Annotated in this window: 19 protein-coding genes; 10 read left to right on the forward strand and 9 right to left on the reverse strand. The window is 67.7% G+C overall.

Annotated features, from left to right (window positions below):
* Positions 1-29: 29 nt before the first annotated feature.
* Positions 30-1181, reverse strand: coding sequence for a serine hydrolase (locus PW843_16110; protein MDE1148125.1), 1152 nt, complete (start codon positions 1179-1181; stop codon positions 30-32).
* 91 nt (positions 1182-1272) lie between these two features.
* Between PW843_16110 and PW843_16115 the strand changes: the two genes are divergently transcribed.
* From PW843_16115 to PW843_16130, 4 genes are all read left to right on the forward strand, one after another.
* Complete coding sequence (locus tag PW843_16115; protein MDE1148126.1) at positions 1273-1782, forward strand: MarR family transcriptional regulator; 510 nt, start codon at positions 1273-1275, stop codon at positions 1780-1782.
* Positions 1783-1860: 78 nt separating this feature from the next.
* Positions 1861-2949, forward strand: coding sequence for a hypothetical protein (locus PW843_16120; GenBank protein ID MDE1148127.1), 1089 nt, complete (start codon positions 1861-1863; stop codon positions 2947-2949).
* A gap of 161 nt (positions 2950-3110) precedes the next feature.
* Entirely contained in the window at positions 3111-3572 is a 462-nt protein-coding gene (locus PW843_16125) for a CidA/LrgA family protein (GenBank protein ID MDE1148128.1), read from the forward strand.
* Complete coding sequence (locus PW843_16130; GenBank protein MDE1148129.1) at positions 3572-4297, forward strand: LrgB family protein; 726 nt, start codon at positions 3572-3574, stop codon at positions 4295-4297. Before PW843_16125 ends, PW843_16130 begins: the two co-directional genes overlap by 1 nt.
* A gap of 6 nt (positions 4298-4303) precedes the next feature.
* Here PW843_16130 and PW843_16135 read toward each other — a convergent pair whose 3' ends face one another.
* Both PW843_16135 and PW843_16140 read right to left on the reverse strand, forming a co-directional pair.
* Positions 4304-4960: a methyltransferase domain-containing protein gene (locus PW843_16135; GenBank protein MDE1148130.1), complete on the reverse strand. Its 657-nt coding sequence runs from the start codon at positions 4958-4960 to the stop codon at positions 4304-4306.
* A 37-nt stretch (positions 4961-4997) separates the two neighbouring features.
* Positions 4998-5645 carry a hypothetical protein gene (locus PW843_16140; GenBank protein ID MDE1148131.1) on the reverse strand — a complete coding sequence of 216 codons (648 nt, stop codon included), beginning with the start codon at positions 5643-5645 and terminating at the stop codon, positions 4998-5000.
* Positions 5646-6097: 452 nt separating this feature from the next.
* On the opposite strand from PW843_16140, the gene PW843_16145 reads away from it, so the two are divergent.
* From PW843_16145 to PW843_16155, 3 genes are all read left to right on the forward strand, one after another.
* Positions 6098-6820, forward strand: coding sequence for a transglycosylase SLT domain-containing protein (locus tag PW843_16145; GenBank protein MDE1148132.1), 723 nt, complete (start codon positions 6098-6100; stop codon positions 6818-6820).
* A gap of 127 nt (positions 6821-6947) precedes the next feature.
* The gene (gene rlmJ / locus PW843_16150; protein MDE1148133.1) at positions 6948-7832 is read left to right on the forward strand and encodes a 23S rRNA (adenine(2030)-N(6))-methyltransferase RlmJ; all 885 of its coding nucleotides are present in this window, start codon (positions 6948-6950) and stop codon (positions 7830-7832) included.
* Positions 7833-7904: 72 nt separating this feature from the next.
* Positions 7905-8651: a protein phosphatase CheZ gene (locus PW843_16155; GenBank protein MDE1148134.1), complete on the forward strand. Its 747-nt coding sequence runs from the start codon at positions 7905-7907 to the stop codon at positions 8649-8651.
* A 158-nt stretch (positions 8652-8809) separates the two neighbouring features.
* Here PW843_16155 and PW843_16160 read toward each other — a convergent pair whose 3' ends face one another.
* Positions 8810-9550 (reverse strand): response regulator transcription factor, encoded by a 741-nt coding sequence (locus tag PW843_16160; GenBank protein ID MDE1148135.1) that lies wholly within the window; start codon positions 9548-9550, stop codon positions 8810-8812.
* A gap of 596 nt (positions 9551-10146) precedes the next feature.
* On the opposite strand from PW843_16160, the gene PW843_16165 reads away from it, so the two are divergent.
* A complete protein-coding gene (locus PW843_16165) occupies positions 10147-10809 on the forward strand; it encodes a response regulator transcription factor (GenBank protein MDE1148136.1) in 663 nt (220 codons plus the stop codon).
* Positions 10810-11077: 268 nt separating this feature from the next.
* Here PW843_16165 and PW843_16170 read toward each other — a convergent pair whose 3' ends face one another.
* The 3 genes from PW843_16170 to PW843_16180 all read right to left on the reverse strand — a co-directional run bounded on the left by PW843_16170 (position 11078) and on the right by PW843_16180 (position 13794).
* Positions 11078-12163: an outer membrane beta-barrel protein gene (locus PW843_16170; GenBank protein MDE1148137.1), complete on the reverse strand. Its 1086-nt coding sequence runs from the start codon at positions 12161-12163 to the stop codon at positions 11078-11080.
* 349 nt (positions 12164-12512) lie between these two features.
* The gene (locus PW843_16175; protein ID MDE1148138.1) at positions 12513-12803 is read right to left on the reverse strand and encodes a hypothetical protein; all 291 of its coding nucleotides are present in this window, start codon (positions 12801-12803) and stop codon (positions 12513-12515) included.
* A 283-nt stretch (positions 12804-13086) separates the two neighbouring features.
* Entirely contained in the window at positions 13087-13794 is a 708-nt protein-coding gene (locus tag PW843_16180) for a hypothetical protein (protein MDE1148139.1), read from the reverse strand.
* A 265-nt stretch (positions 13795-14059) separates the two neighbouring features.
* Between PW843_16180 and PW843_16185 the strand changes: the two genes are divergently transcribed.
* Both PW843_16185 and PW843_16190 read left to right on the forward strand, forming a co-directional pair.
* Positions 14060-14992 (forward strand): ROK family protein, encoded by a 933-nt coding sequence (locus tag PW843_16185; protein ID MDE1148140.1) that lies wholly within the window; start codon positions 14060-14062, stop codon positions 14990-14992.
* 558 nt (positions 14993-15550) lie between these two features.
* Positions 15551-16690: a hypothetical protein gene (locus tag PW843_16190; protein ID MDE1148141.1), complete on the forward strand. Its 1140-nt coding sequence runs from the start codon at positions 15551-15553 to the stop codon at positions 16688-16690.
* A 102-nt stretch (positions 16691-16792) separates the two neighbouring features.
* Here PW843_16190 and PW843_16195 read toward each other — a convergent pair whose 3' ends face one another.
* Both PW843_16195 and PW843_16200 read right to left on the reverse strand, forming a co-directional pair.
* Entirely contained in the window at positions 16793-16987 is a 195-nt protein-coding gene (locus PW843_16195) for a hypothetical protein (GenBank protein MDE1148142.1), read from the reverse strand.
* Positions 16988-17234: 247 nt separating this feature from the next.
* Positions 17235-17594 (reverse strand): arsenate reductase, encoded by a 360-nt coding sequence (locus PW843_16200; protein ID MDE1148143.1) that lies wholly within the window; start codon positions 17592-17594, stop codon positions 17235-17237.
* Positions 17595-17602: the final 8 nt, after the last annotated feature.

Below are 17602 nucleotides of genomic sequence, written 5' to 3' on the forward strand. Positions count from 1 at the left end.
CGGCGCGAGGCCGGCCTCGCGCCGCTTAATTATCGCACCCCCTCACGCAGCAGCAGGGCCGCCACCTGCTTCACCGCCGCCTTGATGGGGTCGGTGGCGGTGGCGTTGGTCAGGATGGTCACACCCTGGCGCCGTTCCGGGTCGAGATAGGCCACGGTGAAGATGCCTTCCGACCCGCCCCAATGCTCCCACCGGTCGACACCGTCCAGCGGCCCCATCATCCAGCCCAGCCCCTGGCCCGTCAGCCAGCCGGGCAAGCCCGCCACGGGCTGGCGCGCCAGCATGGCCGCCATGGTGGAGGATTGCAGCAGGCGCACGCCGCCCGCCTCCCCCGCATTGGCGCAGGCCCCGACATAACGGGTGAAGTCGGCGACGGAGGATTGCAGCATGCCGGCCCCCCAGTCGGGGAAGCCCATGGTCGCCACCCGCCGGGGCCGGCCATCAACCATGTCGTAGGGCGTGGCGGCCAAGGCCGCCGGCACCTCCGCCAGGGTCCAATAGCTGTGCCCCATGCCCAATGGCGCCATCAGGAACCGGCGTATGTCCATGCGCGCGTCCATGCCGCCGATGCGGCCGGCCAGATAGCCCAGCAGGCCGAAACCGACGTTGCAGTAGTCCCAGGCGGCCTCGGGCGCGCCGGCGGCATAACAGGTGTCGGCATCATAATAGGTGCCGCCCGGCACCAGATAACCCACCAGCATGTCGCGCAGAGCCAGCGGCGTGTCCCCACCCCAGTGGCGAAAATCCACCGCGTAATATTTCTCATCCGAAATGCTGGAGCTGTGGGTCAGAAGCTGGCGAAAGGTGATGGGCAGGTCCGGGTGATGGGGATTGACCACCGGGAAATCCAGGAAGGGCCCCACCGGATCGTCCAGCCCGAACCGCCCCTGTTCCACCAGGCGCAGGATGGCCAGCGCCGTCACCGTCTTGGTGATGGAGGCGATGGGGAACACCGTGTCGCGGGTGACCGCCGTCCGGCGCGCCAGATCGGCATGGCCGTAGCCGCGCGCGAGCAGCACCCGGCCGTCGCGGGCATAGCCTACCGCCGCGCCGGGAACGCCGGCACCACTGAAGATTCGCCGGATGCGTCCGTCCAGGTCCGCCGTGGCCCGCGCCGGCCGGGATAGGGCCAGGGCACCGGCCCCCACCAACACATGCCGCCGCGTCAGATTCGTTTCCATACCCACGCCTCCCCCACCGCTTCGCTGGACATCGGTGCCCAGCCGCGCCACAGTCTGTAGGTACCTACATATCTGTCAAGAGATCTGAAGCATGGATGAGACATCGACGGACAAGGCGGGGGATGATTACTCCCGCCGCCTGGGCGGGGCCGCCCTGGGCGCCCGCCTGCGACGTTTGTCGGAGGCGATGGACGGCGACGCCACCCGGGTCTACGCCTCATTGGGCATCAATTTCGAACAGCGCTGGTTCGGCGTGCTGAACCAGGTGGCGCTGAACGGCCCGCTGACGGTGGGTGAATTGGCGAGCCGCCTGCGCATCACCCACGTGTCCGTCAGCCAGACGCGGCAATCGCTGGAAAAGGCGGGGCTGGCCGTCACCCAGGCCGATCCGGAGGATGCCCGGCGCCGGCGCCTGACCCTGACCCCGGCGGGCGAGGCGCTGGTGGCCCAGTTGAAACCGCTGTGGCGGGCGTTCGAGGCGGCGGCACTGGAGGTGAACGCGGAGGCCCTGGACGTGGCGGCGGCGCTGGACCGCCTGGACGACGCGCTGGCGCGCCACCCCCTGCACCAGCGCATCCTGGATCGGCTGGGCGCGCAATAGCCGGCGGCGTACCTCTTGTGACAGGCGCCCGCCATGGGTCTTGCCTCCACCGGGGGCGTTCGTCCATGGTCCGCCGCCATGAAACGCCGCCGCCGTCCCACCCAACCCATCCTGACGCTGGGGCCCCTGCTGCTGGCCCGGGGCGCCCAGGGCGACCGCTGGCGCGTCACCGTCGTCATCGTCACGCCGAATGCGGCATCGGCGGCGGAGGAGCCGCCGGACCTGACCGTGGCCGGCGTGGGCCTGCCGGTGCCGCCGCGCTGGCTTGGCCTGCTGCCCCAGGGCAATACCGCCTGGCGTTATGACTTCGCCGTGCCCCGGGGCGCGCAGGATGGGCGGGCCGACTATGGCTTCCTGGACCTGGGCACGCCGTGGACGTTCGCCGTGCCTGGCCTGGCGGTGCCGCCCCGCGTGGCGCTGGCGGATGCCGGCGGCGACGGGGCGGCACCCGGCCCCTCCCCCTGGTCGGCCCTGCTATCACGCCACCGGGCACAGCCTTTTCATATGCTGGCGTTGAGCGGCCTGGTGCCGCACGGCGTCGGGCCGGACGGAGCCCCCACCGGTGGCGCCCTGGCGGAACGGCGCGCCCTCATGGCCAGCGTGCCCCACCTGATGGCCTGGGGCGGCCCGGGCCACGGCCCCGGCCACAACGGGCCCGGCCGCGCCCTGCATCGCCTGTTGGCCATGGGCCTGGGCGCGGATGAGCCGGCGGAAAACGCCTGGGGCCGTCCCAACGACCTGGTCCAGGGGCTGACCTTGAACCGACTGGGCCTGCTGGCCCTGGACCATGCCGCCACCGCCGACAGCCTGGCCGAACGGCTGGACCGGCTGCGCGGCTGCCGCGCCGTGCTGGTGCTGGCGCCGGCAGTGCCCGTCGCCACCGGGTGGCGCGGACGCCTGGCCCGCCTGCGTCCCGGCACCGGCGCCGCCTTCGAGACGGCACTCGACAACGCCTTGGCGCACTTTCGCCAGGACAGCGGCGTGAAGGTCGTGCGCCTGGGCGCGGTCGAGGACAGGGAAAGCACCCGACCCCTGCCCAGTCTCACCACCGACGGCCAATGGCTGGAGGCGCGATTGGGCGCCACCGGGCTGGATCTCTTGGCCCAGGGCGCACGGCCTCTGGTCCTCACCGACACGCCCGCAGACACCGACGGCACCGGCCGGTAGAAACCGATGTGGCCGGGGGGATGCTGACGCGACAGGACACCCCCGCGCGCCACACCCGTTGACCGCAACATCATTCTCGGGCCAGCCTGCCCGGCAATAAGCCACATCCACCAACCCACCGCGTCAGGCCTTTCGGGGATTCCCTCCGGAAGCCGCCTCACATGACGGAGTCTGCCATGGTCGGTGCCCTCGCCACGCTGGTGGTTTGCCAATTGATCGGGGAAATACTGGTGCATGCCCTGCACCTGCCCGTCCCCGGGCCCGTGCTGGGCCTGTTGCTGCTGGTGGGCGTCTTCGCCCTGCGCGGGGGCCCCAGCAAGGTGATGTCCAGCACCGCGGACGGCATCCTCAGCAACCTGTCGCTGCTGTTCGTGCCGGCCGGCGTGGGCATCGTGCAGCACGGCCAGCGCTTCCTGACCCAGGGGCCGGCCATCGTGCTGTCGCTGCTCGGCAGTTCGCTGCTGGCCATCGCGGTGACGGCGGGCGCCTTCGTATGGGCCGACCGCCGCTTCGGTGGCCGGGTGCCCCAGGGGACGCCTGTACCGCCGCCCGATGAGGCGCCCGGCACCGATCCGTTCGATACGGATGCCACCGACAGCCCCTCGGCTGGCGGCGTGCTGTGATGGGCGGCGTCGGGCATCTGAACGAAGTCTGGGTCTATCTCTCGGCCAGCCCGTTGTGGTGGCTGGGCGCCACGCTGATCGCCTATCTGGTGGGCGTGGAGATCTACAACCGCACCAACCGCAGCCCCTTCGCCAACCCGGTGGCGCTGGCGGCCCTGTTCGTCATCATCCTGCTGGTGGCGACGGACACGCCCTACACCACCTATTTCAATGGCGCGCAGTTCATCCATTTCCTGCTGGGCCCCGCCACCGTGGCCCTGGCCGTGCCGCTGTGGCGCCATCGCGCCGACGTGCGCCGGGGGGCCCTGCCGCTGACCATCGCCCTGCTGGCGGGGTCGGCCACCGCCGTGGTGTCGGCCGTGGGCATCGCCGAGTTGCTGGGCGCCGACAGGCAGACCGTGCTGTCGCTGGCGCCCAAGTCGGTCACCACCCCCATCGCCATGGGCATATCGGAACGTATCGGCGGCATCCCGTCGCTGACCGCCGCCATGGTCATGGTCACGGGCATGGTGGGCGCCATCTTCGGCCCGCTGTTGCTGCGCTGGCTGAAAATCCGGGACGAGCGGGCCCGGGGCCTGTCCATGGGGCTGGCCGCGCACGGCGTGGGCACCGCCATGTCCTATACCATGAGCCCCCTGTCCGGCAGCTTCGCCGGCATCGCCATGGCGCTGAACGGCCTGGTCACCGCCCTGCTGGTACCGCTGCTGCTGGCCCTGCTGATGTGACCCCCATCAGTCCTTTTTCAGGATGAACAGCAGGCCGTCCACCGGGCGGCCCTTTTCCCATCGGGGCGCCACGCCGGCCAGATGCTCGACGGCAAGGCCCGCCCCCCGCGCCGCCGCCTCGACATGCGCCTGGGCATGGGCATAGCGGCGGCTTTCGCGCAGGATGTGATCGCCCTCGCCCGTCCAGCGCTCCACCGTGGCGGCAAAGCGGCCACCGGGCCGCAACGCCCGGGCCACCGCCTGGAATACCGGCGCCAAATCGCCCAGGTAGACCAGCACGTCGGCCGCCAGCACCAGATCCCAGGCGGCGTCGGCCTCGGCCAGCGCGCCCATCAGGTCGGCGTCCCACAGCCGGTCGTACAGCCCTCGGGCGCGGGCGTGCTCCACCATGCGGGGCGACAGATCGACACCCGCCAGATGCCGCGCCAACGGCTTCACCACCACGCCGCCCAGGCCCGTGCCGCAGCCGATATCCAGGATGTCCAAGCCGGTGCGCCCGCCCAGCACCCCGTCCAGCGCCTGCCGCAACAGGTCTGGCGCCTGGTAGCGCAGCTTGCGCGTCAGATCGGCGTCGAAACGGTCGGCGTAGCGGTCGAACAGCGCCTTCACATAGGTGGGTGTGAGGTCCGCCGCCCCGCCGGCGGCCTGTGCGGCCTCCAGCATGGCCAGCAGGCGGGCGGCGCCACCGGCATCCTCTGGGTCAACCTCCAGCGCCTGGCGCCAGCAACGGGCGGCCTTTTCCACCTCCGCCAGCGCGGCCCAGGCCCGGCCCTGCAGCACCAGGGCGTGGGCCAAGGCCGGATCGGCCGGATGGGCGTGGGCCAGCAGCGGCTCCAGCATCTCGGCGGCCCCCAGCGGATCGCCGGCATCCACCAGCACCTGGCCCACCTGCCACCGCGCCCTCCAGATCGCCCGGCGCCAGGAAGCGCGCCTCGCGGGCATGGGCCAGGGCCTTTTCAGTATCGCCGCGCGCCAGCAGCAGGCGGGCGGCCAGGCGGTGCAGCCCGGCGTCGTCGGCGCGTTGCCCCAATGCCGCCGCCACCAGCACCCAGGCGGCATCGCCGTGCCCGGCCTCTTCCAGGCAAGCGGCCTGTTCCACCACCCACAGCGCCCGGCCAGGCTCCAGCCGAGCCGCCTGCGCGAAGTGGGGCGTGGCCTCCGCCGCGCGGCCCTGGCGCCGCAGCAAGGCACCCAACTGACCCCGCGACTCCGCGTCATCCGGCCAGCCGGCCACGACGGCGGACAACGCGCGCTCGGCCGCCGCCTCGTCGCCCGCGCCCAGCGCGTCATAGGCCTGCCCCATCAGGGTCTCATGGTCGGGAAACGGCATCTTGGGACTCAGTTCCATGGGGGCGGTCGGTGCGCCCTGTTATGGCCCGTCCATTCCTGGGGGGCAACCGGCGGGAACGCACTAGGCGTAGCGTCGGATTCGGTTAACGCCCGGGCATCATGCCGCACCATAAGCCCTTGGATTCGCTGACCGCATGGGGCATGGTGCCCCTGCCTGACAGGGTGTGGCGTGGCAGCGCCGCCACACTCCGGCCTTATTTTTTGTTGACCCGCTGCGTTTTGTCTGCGATTGCTATGCGGTCGTTGCATGGATATAGGCCTTCCGGCTGGTCCCGCGACGACAGACTGACCCATTTGGTAAGGGAGCGGCCACCGCACTGAAGTATCGGTGGCCTGATCGGAATACCCCGCCCGCGAGCGGGGACGTGCGATGGGGAACCCCGCACAACACGGCAGATGGACATCGCGACACGGGGTCGCCGATGCCAGTGACGACGATGGAGGACTCTTATGCAGATCGCGCGCCGCCACAGCGACGCCCTTCTAGGCAAGGAGTCCGAATCCGAATCGGTCAATGCCTCCGCCCCTGGCTGGTCCTTCAAGTCCTTCTCGATCAAGACGCTGTTCACGGGCCTGCTGGTTGCCGCCGGCCTTGCCGGTGCGGCGCCTGCCCACGCCGCCTGCCTCGACCATATCCTTCAGGCGGAGAAAGAGGCCGGCGTGCCGTCCGGCCTGCTGCTGGCCGTGGCGCTGGTGGAAAGCGGCCAGTCCATCTCTTCCGAGGCGTACGCCGTCAACGTGAAGGGCAATGTCCACTTCGCCCCGACGCCCAGCGCCGCCGCCAAGTATCTGCGCGATCCCAAGGGCAATCTGCGCCAGGACGTGACCGCCGGCTGCATGCAGCTGTCGCTGTCCGACCACAAGGCCGCGTTCCGCCCGGTGGAAAAGATCGTCGACCCTAAGGAAAATGTTGAGTACGCGGCCCGCATGCTGGCCCGCCTGCGCGCCACCGCCGGCAGCTGGGCGGCCGCCGTCGCCCGCTACAACGGCGGCACCGGCAAGACGGCCCACGCCTATGCCTGCAAGGTGCGCAGCAACCTGGTCAGCCTGAACTCGGTCAACGCCTCGCTGATCGACGGCAGCGGTTGCAGCGACGACGCGCCCACGGCCGTCACCCCGCGCACCCGCCGCGTCTATGAGCAGGACACCACCACCGGCACGCCGGTGGGCTGAGCCCTTCGGTTCCTGTTACCGCTTTCGTGAAAGGCCGTCCCGTCGGGGCGGCCTTTCCTTTTTAGCGCGGGACGGATGGTGTGTCGGCGTTGCCGGTTTGATGCCTTTGCTGGCATGCTCCGCCCCCATGAACTACCGCCACGCTTTCCACGCCGGCAACCCGGCCGATGTCATGAAGCACGCCATCCTGGCGCTGCTGCTGACCCGGTTGACGGCCAAACCGACGCCCTTCGCCGTGCTGGACACCCACGCCGGCATCGGCCGTTATGACCTGACCAGCGATGCCGCCACCCGTACGGGCGAGGCCGCATTGGGCATCCAGCAACTGCTGAGCGCCACGGCGGCCGGAACCTTGACCGGCGAAGGTGCCGATGCCCTGGCGCCCTACCTTGCCGCGGTGCGGACCATCGCCGGCGTGGACCCGCACGCCGCTGGGGCCCCCATCAGCCTCTACCCCGGTTCCCCCGTCCTGGCCCGTGCCTTCCTACGCCCCAACGACCGCCTGATCCTGGCTGAACTGCACCCGGAAGACGCGCAAACCCTGAAGGGTGTCTTCCGCGGCGATGGCCAGGTGGCGGTGCACCACATGGACGGCTGGACGGCGCTGAAGGCCCACCTGCCCCCTAAGGAAAAGCGCGGCCTGGTGCTGATCGATCCGCCGTTCGAGGCGCCGGACGATTTCGACCGCCTGGTTGCCGGCCTGGCCCTGGCCCATGGCCGCTGGCCCACCGGCATCTACGCCCTGTGGTACCCCGTCAAGGACCGCGCCGTGGCCTGGCGCCTGCACCAGCGGCTGGAAGACAGCGGCATTCCCAAGATATTGGCCGCTGAACTGACCTGGAACGATGACGGCCGGGTCGACCGTCTGAACGGCTCGGGCATGATTATCGTCAATCCGCCCTGGCAGCTTGACCAATCCTTAAGACAAATGCTGCTAGCCTTGCATCAGGGCCTTGGCTTCACCCAAGGCATAGCCCATGTTGAATGGGTCGCCGGCGAAATTACCCCCTAAAGACATATACTTTAGGGTAGGTGATGCCGTGACGGTGCATCGAAGCGACGGTTGAGCTAAGGGGTTCCAGGGATGGCGCAGGACGGTCAGCGGCCTTTCATGGCGGAGATTCAACGGCATCGGCGGGCGCAGGATCGGCCCGGCGTCGTCGAATTGCTGTCACTACCAACGGCAACGGCCGCAGCACTGACCCCGCTGACACCCGCCCAGGAGATCCGCCTGGACACGTCCGAGGTGATGGAGGCCATCCAGCATCTCGGCAGCAAGCTGGACCGGTTCCTCAGCACCGACCATACCCAGATCGAGGCGATCCATGTGGAGATCGCCGACATCGCCGGCCGCATCAAGGCCACCAAGCTGGAAATGGCGGCCCTGCGCCATCCCTTGGCCAAGGACGACACGTTCATGGAGGCCAGCCAGCAGCTGAGCGCCGTGGTCGCGTCCACCGAAGTGGCCACCAACAGCATCATCCAGGCGGCCGAGGAAGTTGACGACATCGTCAACGAGGTCCGGGCCCAGTTGCCGGAAGGCTATCAGAACTCCCGCCTCAAGGACCTGAACGAAGTCACCCTGCGTATCTTCGAGGCCTGTAACTTTCAGGACCTCACCGGCCAGCGAATCACCAAGGTGGTCCAGGCACTGGCCTTCATTGAAGAGCGGGTGGAAGCGATGATGGGGCTGTGGAACTCCAAGGAGTTCGAAACCATGCCCCTGCCCCCCTCCATCCATAAGAGTGACGAAGGGCTGGAACTGCACGGCCCCGTCAAGGACGGCGGCCAGACCATTTCCCAGGCCGACATCGACGCTTTGTTCGACTAGCGCCAGGCGTGGGCGTCCTACTTCCCAAGAGGGCGTGAGGGCAATCCTTACGCCCTCTTGGTAGGCAACACCGACGCCCGAAACGACAGCAGGGGCCCCCAAGGGGCCCCTGCGTCGGAATTCATCCTGCCGCGCACCGAAGGCGCGGCGGCGATGGATCAATTGGTAAGCGTGCCCATGAAAGCCATGCTGCCAAAGCCGCTACGGGCGGCGGCCACCGCAACCTGCGTGCGGTTCTTGGCGCCCAGCTTCTGCATCACCGCCCGGACGTGAACCTTTACCGTGCCTTCCAGCACGCCCAGTTCCCGCGCGATTTCCTTGTTGGAGCAACCGGCCAGGATCAGCCGGAAGATATCCTGCTGACGTTCCGTCAGGCGGTCCGCCAGCGCGGCCTCCCGATTGGCCGGCACCTGGCCCATGGCGGGACCCGAGGCGCCACGCACCCCCGCCAGGGCGGCGGTCAGCGCCTGGCGCGGCATGGCCACATAATTCTCACCCGACAGGATCAGGGTCAGCGTGCGTTCCAGCACCTCCGTCGGGCCGGTCTTCAGCACGTAGGCACGAGCCCCGGCGCGGATAGAGGCGATGACCTCGTCCCCTTCCTGCACGGCCGAAACGACCACGACGGGGACATTGCCAAGCGCCGACGTCAGTTGGGAGATCGCCTCGACCCGGCTGCCGGACAGGCTGTCCAGGTCCAGCATGACAAGGTCGATGCCGGGGGCGGACATGGCCTGAACCAACGCCTCCTCCACGGTGCCGGCCTCAAGCGCCGACGATCCCGGGAATTGGGAGGTCAGCATCAGGGCGGCCCCACGGCGCACCAGCGCCTGGCCATCCACGACAAGAAATGTGCGGTGGCGGGGCGAGGCGCCCACGCCGGCGTTTCCGTTTTCCAAACCATCCTCGGCTAGACTGCTGACGGTCCCGGGAAAACGCGCGGTCATGCTCATCATCTGGAACCTCACGTTTGAGTCCGGCCACTTCCGGCCCAGGCCATCCAAAACGCCTTCATCCGGCATCGGGCCCCCTGACGGCGGCCCCTTCCGTGATCGCCAAGCTATGGATGGTGCCAGCTGGCCCCGTCCTAAGCCTGATGGATGAATGCGCCGCCCTGGCTGTTAAGCGACTTGTTCCCCATTGTGACCATCCGAACACGGCCAAAATGGGGCACGCCTAACCTTTTTTCCCGGGAACCCCATCGCCGCGGGATTAACCCGCAGCTGTCATTTCCCGGGACGGAACAAACGATCCACCACACGATGTGATAGACTGTGACCCGTTTTCAGATATGCCGCAACAGAAACATGGCGTTCCTGGACGCTTTCCCATAGGATTGTCGCAATAGAACTGGCGATCTATTACCTGGCCCGGACTCGAATAAGCCGTTAACAGGTTAGTACGGTGTGTTCTCGAGTATCGGGACAATGTTAGTAAAATTTTTTATAAACGGTCGCCAAAGGGGGAGACCGCAATCACGATGGGGAAAATGATAATGACAAGCCGCAGCGTTCTTCTGATCGACCAGGATCAGTTGTTCGGAGCGGCGCTGGGTACATTGATCGGCGAGGACAGCTTCCAGCTGTTTCCCCCGCTACCCACCGTTGAGGAAGCACTGAAGGTGCTGCGGGACGGCCCAGCGCCTGATTTGATCATGGTCGATCCCTGGGGCATCGATCCGCCCCGGGTGGCCAGCGAGTTGCGCCGCCTGCGCGCCGCCGCCCCCCATTCCCGCATCACCGTCCTGACCTCCGACAACGGTGATTCGGTGCTGAAGGCCAGTCTGTTCGCCGGCCTGGACGGTCATCTGTCCAAATCCTCCGGCGTTGCCACCCTGCGCGACGCGCTGGAACTGATCCTGGCCGGCGACGCCGTCTTCCCGCCCCGCGCCGCCACCCTGGTGGCACAGGCGCAAGCACCGCAAGGCCCCACCCCTGCCGACCTGGTCGCCGCCACCGCCGACCTGTCGCGGCGCGAAATTCAGATCCTAGGTTGCCTGCTGGCGGGGCAGTCCAATAAATCCATCGCCCGCCGGCTGGAAATCACCGAGTCCACGGTGAAGATGCACTTCAAGAACGTGATGCGCAAAATCGGCGCGCAGAACCGCACCCAAGCGGCCGTCTGGGCGATCCAGCGCGGCATCGGCCCGCTGACCTGATCCATTTCGGGCAGCCTTTCAGCACCACCGTATTTGAAAATGAAATATGACAACGGCGGCCCGGTCACCCGGAGCCGCCGTTGTCATATGCGCCTTGATCAGCGGGCGTACCCGCCGATCAAGGCAAAAAGAAAGGGGCGCCGCGGGTTAGGCGGCACCCCTTCCTTTCTGTCGCCGTCCGGCACCCTTAACGAATGCCGGCCGGCGCCTTCATCATCCGGAGACGATGACCTGGCTTGTGGCCCGGTCATCGCCCGCCCTGATCAGATCAGGGGAAAATGATGACGGCGCGACGGTTCGACGGCTCGCGCACACCGTCCGCGGTCGGGACCAGCGGATCGGTCTCGCCCTTGCCGTCGGTGGCGATGGAGGCGCCGACGCCCTTGGACGCCAGGTAAGCCTTCACCGCTTCGGCGCGGCGCACGGAGAGCTTCAGGTTGTAGGCATCCGTACCGGAACGGTCGGTATAGCCGGTGACCTGAATCTTGGTGATGTGGCCGGTGGCAGCGTCCTTGGCGGCGTTGTCCAGCACGGTGCGGGCATCAGCCGACAGATCCGTCTTATCCCAGTCGAAGAAGACCGTGAAGTTACGGGAGATGGACGGCGCCGGGGGCGGCGGGGGCGGGGGCACGGGCTTGGCCACCGGCGGCGGGGGCGGAGGCGGCGGGGCCGGGGGAGCCGGCGGCTCGGACGCGGCACCGAAGGTGTAGCGCAGGCCAACCAGGACCGAGTGGCTCTGGTAAGCGGCCTTGAAGCTGGGCGCACCCGACGGATCGTAGGTGGTTTCCGGCGTGCCCATGAAGCGGTAGCCGACCGTGAATTCCAGGTTCGGGCTCATGGCGTACGCCACGCCGGCTTCAGCCTGGTAGGTGAAGGCGGTCGTGGAGGTCTCAACCACGTTGCCGGGGGTGTACAGGTCACCCACGCCATCGAACTTGTAGCGGCCGAAACCGATGCCCACGCCCACGTACGGGCGCAGCGGGCCGTCGACCTTGAAGTCGTAGTAGGTGTTGGCCATGAACGTGAAGGCCGTCACCTCACCGGCACCACCAGCGCGGCCCGGACCCGGGCCGGTGATGTCACCGACGGTGCTGCCGCCGTAGCCGACTTCGACGCCGACGCGCACGCCGTTGCCGAACTTGTAGCCGCCATCGATGATGCCGGTCGGCGAGCTCTGGAACGAGGCATGGTCGGTGCCGGCCGTGCTCTTCAGATCGGTCTTGTCAGCCCAATCAACGCCAGCCTGGGCGCCGATGTAGTAACCCTGGTCAACGGTGGCCTGCGCCAGCGCAACCGCCGGCGTACCGAGCGCGATGGCCGCAGCCGCGCACAGTAAAGAGTGATGGAGTTTCATTTTTCGCTTCTCCTCCTTCGGACCGAGGGGTTTGTCTCCCCAACGGAACCCTCGGTTGAATTAAGACTACCCTTCGCGCCGTCACACGACGCTTTTGCTTGTCCCGCCTAAAGGCAGGGTTAGACAACGTGCTGAGTTAATTCAATCCTTCAACATCGAACGGGGAGCAACCCAGCCTTGTGAGCTACGCCGTTCGGTCCGTCAGGACGTCACGTTGATGGCCGTCAATTAAGGTTAAACTTTGACGGATTTTTTCAAGACCCCCGATTGGGGGCATATTTGGAAAGTAGCCGACGGCCAGCCTGCCTATTCCATATTTCCCAGTGGTAAGGCTTTAGTTAGGTCCGCGTCAATCGCGACCATAAAAAGCTGATTCCGCCGCGTTGCGCGCGGCGGCGGCATCCGCGAAGACTTGTCCGTCCAGGGCCTGGGCGCGCAGGTGCACGGCATGGAAAGCCATGCCCTGGGGATGCGCCGTCACCAGCCCGATGGCCTCGTCATCGACCTCGATCACATATCCCGCGGGATCGGGGAGAACCGGCCTCGCGCCGCCTGGACCGTCCAGTCCAAAGGACTCGTCCCCACGCCTGGAGCCCGCCAAAATATCCAGCGGCGCGCGAAGGCCTATTCTATTGGGCATAACCCGGTCTCCTTTATTGAAGCGCGAACCCGCGAAGGGCGCGCTTTCTTGTAGGCGGATTAAATAACCCCAGGCTTTTCGATTGCTAGCACGCAAATGGGACTAGCGTTACTTAGCCACCCATCCCTTTGTCAGAGCCTGGGCCCCGCCCCTTAGGACCTTAGGCCTTCTTAATGGACGGCCCTGTGACCCGCCTCACTTCATACGTGGGGCCGCCCATGCCAGCCGATGCGGCAGGGGCGGCCAAGCACCTCATCCGCGCGGCCCCATGCCGCGCATATCATCAATGCGACGCGCCCTTGGCGGCACCCGCGTCCTTGGCATCGACCGGCGCCGACGCGGCGGCCGGCGTCAGGCCGGTAACGCGGTCGGCGGCGGTCGACGCGGTGACGGTGGGGCGCGGCAGGTCACACCGCGGCAATTCCGACACCCGGATGACGGCATCGTTCGTGACGGTCTTCACCACGTCCGCGTCGCTCATCAATTCGGCCGCAGCCAGGCTGTCGGCATGGGCGGCGCAGAACACATCGGTGGAAACGGCCGTGATGTGCTGCGACATCTCGTTGGCCAGGTGCGTGCGCAGGGTGTCGAGCGCCCGGTTGGGGTTGGCCTTGGACGTGCGGCGATAGCGCGCGATCAGCTCATCTTCCCAGGCGATGATCTGCGTCTTGTGCGCCAGGGTGAACTTCTTGTAGCGGACGTACAGGCCTTCGTAATTGCCGCCCAGCTGCTGGCAGGTCAGGCCGATCACCATCAGGCGGGTGTGGAAGCGGATGGCCTGTTCGGCATCGAATTCGGACTTCGTGTAGCACGGCCCCTCATCCTTGGGGGTCTTGGCGACCGGCGTCTTCGCCTTCTTGGGCGTGGCGGCGGCCTTGGTGGCGGTGCTTTTCTTGGCCGTCGAGGCATCGGCGGCGAAGGCCGGGCCACCGGCGAGCCCGACCAGCATGAGGGACAGGAGCGGGGCAGCAAACAAACGGGCACGCGTCATGGCGCGGGATTCCATCTTCAGTGAAAAGCAAGCGTCCGTGGCGGCGGCGCGGCACATCCCCATGAAGACATCCCCCGGGAGATCGAAACCCTGGGGGAACGCCCGCGATCAGGCCCCCGCATCCACCACATCTTGTACTTTTAGACCCACGTGCCCACCATGAGCAAGAGTCCGGGTGGCATTCGCGTCCGCTTGACGCGGTTCTTTGGAGGCAGACCTTCGTTATGCCGCCCTGATTTGCACATGAACGGATGGGGAGACGGCCATGGCCCGCATCGGCATCGACCTGGGCGGCACCAAAATCGAAGGCCTGGCGCTGGATGCCGACGGTGCGGAAATCGCGCGCCGGCGCGTTCCGGCACCACGCGGCGATTATGGCGCAACCCTGGCCGCCGTTGCCAGCCTGGTTGCCTGGCTGGACGGGCGGATCGGCGCCGGATCGGCCGCCCCGGTGGGCGTGGGCATTCCCGGCGTGCTGTCGCCCCGTACCGGCCTGATTAAGAACGCCAATTCCACCTGGCTGATCGGCCGCCCGCTGGACCGCGACCTGGCCGCCGCCGTCGGTCGCCCCGTGCGGCTTGAGAACGATGCCAACTGCCTGGCGCTGTCGGAGGCGGCCGATGGCGCCGGCGCCGATTGCCGCACCGTGTTCGCCGCCATCCTGGGTACCGGTTGCGGTGGCGGCATCGTCGTGGACGGCCGCATCGTCACCGGCCGCCATGCCGCCGCCGGGGAATGGGGCCACAGCCCCCTGCCCTGGCCCCAGCCGGCCGGCAAAATGCTGGGCGCTGAAGATGAGCGCCCAGGCCCCGCCTGCTATTGCGGGCGGCACGGGTGCCTGGAAACCTGGCTGTCGGGCCCCGGATTGGCCGACGACCATGCGCGCGCCACCGGACGCCGGCTGGCCGCGGTGGAGGTCGCGGCCCTGGCGGCGGCAGGCGATGCCGGCGCGCACGCCGCCCTGGAGCGGCATCTGGACCGGCTGGCCCGCGGCCTGGCCGGCGTCGTCAACCTTCTGGACCCGGACGTGATCGTGCTGGGCGGGGGCCTGTCCAACCTGGCGCATTTGTATGGCGCGCTGCCGGCCCGCCTGGCCGCCTGGTGTTTTTCACCCGACGTGGACACGCCCATCCGCCCCGCCCGCCACGGCGATTCCAGCGGCGTACGGGGGGCCGCCTGGCTGTGGCCGGAGTCGTGATTGATTACGGCCGGCGGCATTTCATCAATTTTAAAAACACTTAACCGGGGAAACCGTATGGAAGGCCGGCCGCTGCCGTTCCGCCCAGGGCATGGTCATGATCCCGACATAGGCCACGAGTCGGGGAAGGCTTATTTTAAAAAAAGCGCACACCCCGGAATCAGCGCTTGCAGTCCCCGGATTTTCTTTTAAATAAAGGTCAGGACTTGATTGTCATTGCCTAGCCTCGGCGGACATGCCCGGCGGCGGGTCGGCAATGAAGTTCTGACAGATTTTCACAAACCTCGCGCCGCCGTCAAAAGGCGGTCCCTCGCATCGGCCGGCGCGTGTATTCAATGGTCTTTTAATTATAAAGATGCACGAATACTTAGGGTTTTGAATATCGCTTTTTAAAGTGCGCGCCCCACAAGCCGGACTCTCGGCTAAAGGGACAAGCAGGGGATGCCGCCCGCCGAGCCCAGGCTCGCGTGACCGGCACCCCCGCCGCATACAGTCCGTGACCGCCGGGTCAGCCCCCCATCGTTCGGCTGCCGGCCCTTTGAATGATGTGTGACAGACATGACCCAAGAGCCCCTGTGGCAGCCCAGCGATATTCAAATCCAGGAAGGCGTCGAGAAGGAAGTCGACGGCGACGCGCCGAAGCGGCGCGGCCGCATTCCCCAGTCCGCCTGGCCCTCCATCCTGGAACGCTATCGCGCCGGCGCCACGCTGTCGGCGATCGCGCGGGAGTTCGACTGCACGCCCAGCGCCATTTCCTACATCGTCCGCAAGGCGGAGACCAGCGGCGCCCCGGAGGCAGAAGGTACCGACGCCCCCGTTTCGGCCACACCGCCTGAAGCCACACCGGTCGCGGCCGCACCGGTGGTAGACGTGGCCCCGACGGACGCCGCCACGGGCGAAGCCGTCACGCCCCCCGCGCCGGCGCCCAGGGCGCCGCGGGCCCCCAAGGTTGAAGCCCCCCTGGCACCCGCGCTGCCGCTGGAACAGCCGGCGGTCACCGTGGCCGCCGCTCCGGTCGAGGCCCCGCAGCCTTCCGTCGCCCCTCCCCCGGCCGGCCGGCCGCCGCGCGCCGCCGGCGAACGTGGCCCCCGCACCGAACGCGGGCCGCGTTCTGCCGAAGGTCGTGAGCCGCGCGAACAGCGCACCCAGGAGCCGCGCCCCGAGGGTGAGCAGCCGCGCCAGGGCGAAGGCCGCGCCGCCGACGGCAACCGCTTCGGCGGCGACCGTCCGCGGGGCGAGCGCCGCACCCTGACCGGTGCCGCCGTGGCCAACGCCGCCCAGGAACGCAGCCAGCCGCCGGCCGTCAGCCAGGGCCAGCGCGCCTTCGGCGACCGTCAGCCATCCCTGGGTCAGCCCACGGAATCGATGGAGCAGATGCTGGATCGCCCGTACGGCGATCGGCCGGTGGGCACCGAATATCCCTACCGCCAGCAGCAGCGCAACCCGGCCCGCCTGGAAGCGGCCGAGACGCCGACGGAGCCGGCGGACCAGCGGATGGCCGGGGCCGCCCAGCGCAGCGCCGAAGCCTACGCCGCCTGGAAGGCCAACCCGGAAGGCGGCATGCAGGGATTGACCGACGCGCTGCATGAACTGCGCAAGGTCATCGCCCGCATGGAGATCGAGATGTCGGCCAGCCGCAAGGAAGAAAACGCGGCCCGCCCCATCCCCATCCCCTACCACCGCGCCCAGCGCCGCTGACCCGCGGCGGCCTTCCTGGGACAGGATGGGCAGGTAAAGAAAAGCCCCGCCGGATCGCGCATCCGACGGGGCTTTTCTTTTAAAGGCTAAAGCTTCGGGGTCCTACGACCCCATGGCGGCGCCCAGAATGACGACGGCGCCATAGAGCGTGGCGAACAGGCTGGCCAGCGCGAGGAAATCCCGTACCAGGCGGCCGCCATTGGCGCCGGCCTGGATCAGCGCACGGCGGCGCAACAGGTTGGTTTTCGGGGAAAAGCTGATCCCACGCATCGGATGGTCGACCGCGATGTACGCCATTTACCCCTCCACCTTGCCTGTTCCGGCATCGGGACTGTTCCGCCCAGCCGTTCATGGGCTTAGTGTTGCCAGAACGTTCCGGGAACTACAAGAACAAATGTTCTCATCCTGTTCCTTTTTCCGTTCCCGTTCCGGCTCCATCTATTCCTGGGGGGTCAGGGCGACCTGAGCCCCCAGGCGTGCCCGCACGACTGTTCTTCGTTAGGAACAGCCGCGCGCCGGCAAGGCAGACTCGGGAAGGTGGGCTTCAGAGCCCCGCCGCCGCGAACGCGGCCTCATAGCGCTCCGGCTTGAAGCCGGCCATCAGTTGGCCATCCAGATCGAGGATGGGGCGCTTGATCATGGAGGGCTGGGCCAGCATCAGGGTGATCGCCCTGGGCACGTCCAGATCCTGCCGCTCCGCCTCCGGCAGGGCGCGGAAAGTGGTACCGGCGCGGTTCAGCACCGTCTCCCAACCCAGCGCGTCACACCAGGCCGCCAGCCGGTCGTGGTCGATGCCCACCGCCTTGTAGTCGTGGAACGCATGGGGGACGCCGCGCGCGGCCAGCCAGTCGCGGGCCTTGCGCATGGTGTCGCAATTCTTGATTCCGTAAATCGTGATGGTCACGGGGGTGC

Source organism: Azospirillaceae bacterium, from assembly GCA_028283825.1.
GTDB lineage: Bacteria > Pseudomonadota > Alphaproteobacteria > Azospirillales > Azospirillaceae > Nitrospirillum.